This is a genomic window from Ramlibacter sp. (assembly GCF_035706265.1).
Taxonomy (GTDB): domain Bacteria; phylum Pseudomonadota; class Gammaproteobacteria; order Burkholderiales; family Burkholderiaceae_C; genus Ramlibacter.
On sequence record NZ_DASSVG010000226.1, the window covers coordinates 1 to 2905 of the forward strand.

General features: G+C 69.1%; 3 protein-coding genes. All 3 read left to right on the forward strand.

The genetic code is table 11. From position 1 onward, the window contains the following. Positions 1–777, forward strand: a 777-nt coding sequence (gene groEL / locus VFM98_RS08530) for a chaperonin GroEL (RefSeq protein ID WP_325109484.1), incomplete at its 5' end; no start/stop codon positions are given. A gap of 203 nt (positions 778–980) precedes the next feature. Beyond that, positions 981–2111, forward strand: coding sequence for a Fic family protein (locus VFM98_RS08535; protein ID WP_325109485.1), 1131 nt, complete (start codon positions 981–983; stop codon positions 2109–2111). Positions 2112–2228: 117 nt separating this feature from the next. Then, entirely contained in the window at positions 2229–2786 is a 558-nt protein-coding gene (locus tag VFM98_RS08540; protein ID WP_325109487.1) for a hypothetical protein, read from the forward strand. The last annotated feature ends 119 nt before the right edge of the window (positions 2787–2905 follow it).

Sequence of the window (2905 nt, forward strand, 5' to 3'; positions counted from 1 at the left end):
GAAGACATCGCCATCCTGACGGGCGGCAAGGTGATCTCCGAGGAAGTCGGCCTGACGCTCGAGAAGGTCACGCTGGCCGACCTGGGCCAGGCCAAGCGCATCGAAGTGGGCAAGGAAAACACCACCATCATCGATGGCGCCAGTGCCGCTGCCGACATCGAGGCGCGCGTCAAGCAGATCCGCGTCCAGATCGAGGAAGCCACCAGCGACTACGACCGTGAGAAGCTGCAGGAGCGCGTGGCCAAGCTGGCCGGCGGCGTTGCGGTGATCAAGGTCGGTGCCGCCACCGAAGTGGAAATGAAGGAGAAGAAGGCCCGCGTGGAAGACGCGCTGCACGCCACCCGCGCTGCCGTGGAAGAAGGCATCGTGGCCGGCGGCGGCGTGGCGCTGCTGCGTGCCCGCCAGGCTGCCGGCGAGATCAAGGGCGAGAACCCGGACCAGGACGCCGGCATCAAGCTGGTGCTGAAGGCCATCGAGTTCCCGCTGCGCGAGATCGTCTCCAACGCCGGCGGCGAGCCGAGCGTGGTGGTGAACGCCGTGCTGGCCGGCAAGGGCAACTACGGCTTCAACGCCGCCAACGACACCTATGGCGACATGATCGAGATGGGCATTCTCGACCCGACCAAGGTGACCCGCACGGCGCTGCAGAACGCCGCCTCCGTCGCCTCGCTGATGCTGACCACCGAAGCGATGGTCGCCGAAGCGCCGAAGGACGAAGCCCCGGCGATGCCCGGCGGCATGGGTGGCATGGGTGGCATGGGCGGCATGGACATGTAATGTCCGCCTGAGCCTCCTCACCGAAGCTCGAAACGAAAGCCGCGGCGCAAGCCGCGGCTTTTTTCGTTCCGGCGGGCCACTCCGCGACGGGTTTGAGCCGAGGACGGTCCATAATCGACTCAAGGCATGAGTCGATTAGACTCCGTATTCGACTCATGAGGCGATTTCCCCGCTGAATCGACTCATTCTCGAGCGTCTAGCCCATGGATTCTCTCCAGTACATCTGGCAGCTGCGCGGGTGGCCCGGACTCTCCTTCGACGCGGCTCACCTGGCCGCGGAGGTTGCGCTCGCCCGCAGGGCCCAAGGCCTGGTGGAGGGAAAGCTGGCAGCGCTCGGTTTCCAGGAACGGCAGGATCTCGCCGCCGAGGCGTGGGCGCAGGAAACCCTCGCCACCGCGGCCATCGAAGGCGAGAAGCTGGACCTGCTGGCGGTGCGCTCCTCCATCGCGCAGCGCCTGGGTGCCGCGGCCTTCAAGGGCCCCGCCGCACCCCGCCACGTCGACGGCCTCCTGGACATCATGGACGACGCCGTCGTGAAGGCCAACGAGCCGCTCACCCACGAACGGCTGCAAGCCTGGCAGGCCGCGCTCTTTCCCACCGGCTTCTCCGGGATGCGCCTCGTCACCACCGGCGCCTATCGCACGCAGGCCATGCAAATCGTGAGCGGCCCGATGGGCAGGGAGACGGTGCACTACGAGGCGCCGGCTGCAGGGCAGGTGCCGGCACAGATGCAGAATTTCCTCGACTGGTTCAACGCCGGCCACGAGGACAGCCTGGTGAAGGCGGCGCTGGCCCACCTCTGGTTCGAGACCATCCACCCCTTCGACGACGGCAACGGCCGGGTCGGGCGCAACATCGTGGATCTGTGCCTCGCGCGCGATGCCGGGGAGACATCCCGGCTGGTGCGCGTCTCGCAGCGCCTGCTCGAGCAGCGCGAGGCCTACTACAACGAGTTGGGCCGCGCCCAGCATGGCGGCCTCGACGTGACGCCCTGGATGCTGTGGTTCGTGCGGCAGGTGCGCATCGCCTGGGAGGCCGCCAGTGCGGTGGCGGACACCTCGCTCGAAAAGGCCAGGTTCCGGGCGACGCATGCCGGCGCGCCGCTCAACGCCCGCCAGAGGAAGGCGGTCAACGCCCTGCTGGACCAAGGGCCGGGCGGCTTCGAGGGCGGGATGAGCACCCGCAAGTACGTGAGCCTCACCGGCACTTCCCGGCCCACCGCGTCGCGGGAACTCATCGAGCTCCATGCGCTAGGCGTGCTGAAGCAGTCGGGCGCCGGGCGATCCACGCGCTACTACGTCAACCTGCCAGGGTGGTTCCCGAAGCAGGAGTGAGCGGTTCGCCTGGGTCCCTCTTGCATGCCGAGCGGGGGGGCGGATGCGGAGCAACGCCTTCGCGCCCGCGGCTAAACGCCTCCTCCCTCCGGCGGATGTACTCTCCAAGGACGCACCATGGACCATCACCAAGACCTCGACCGTCTTCTCGCCGAAGGCATGGCCGCCAGCCGGGAGGGGCTGCGCGATTCCGCCCTGGCCCTGTTCCGGCGCGCCAGCGAGGCCGATCCCGCCTCGGCGCTGCCGCATTTCCTGCTGGCCTCGGAGCAGGCCAGCGCGGGCGACTTCGCCGAGGCCGAGCTCTCGTTCGCCAACGCCCTGCTGCTCGCGCCCGATTTCACGCTCGCGCGTTATCAGCTCGGCCTGCTGCAATTCAGCTCCAGTCGGGCGCCGGTGGCGCTGCTGACTTGGCAGCCGCTGTTCAACCTGCCCGAGCAGGACGCGCTGCTGCACTTCGTGCGCGGCTTCGCGGCCCTGGCGCAGAACGCCTTCAGCGAGTCGCTGGCCCACTTCCGGCAGGGCCTGCAGTGCCAGCCGGCCAATCCGGCCCTGTGCAGCGACATCCTGCAGGTGGTGGAGGCCGTGCAGCGGCTGGAAAGCGGCGCCACGCCGGCGGAGGAGGAGGCGGGCACCGCCCACGTGCTGCTGTCGGCCTACTCGCGCGGCCTGCACTGAGCATGATGCCGATCGATCCGGGCCAGCGCGTCGCCGCCGGCATGTCCATGCAACTTGCCGGCCGGCGTGAGCGCGCGGCGGCCCGGGCCGGGGCGGCCACGCGCAGCGAGGCGGCCGCG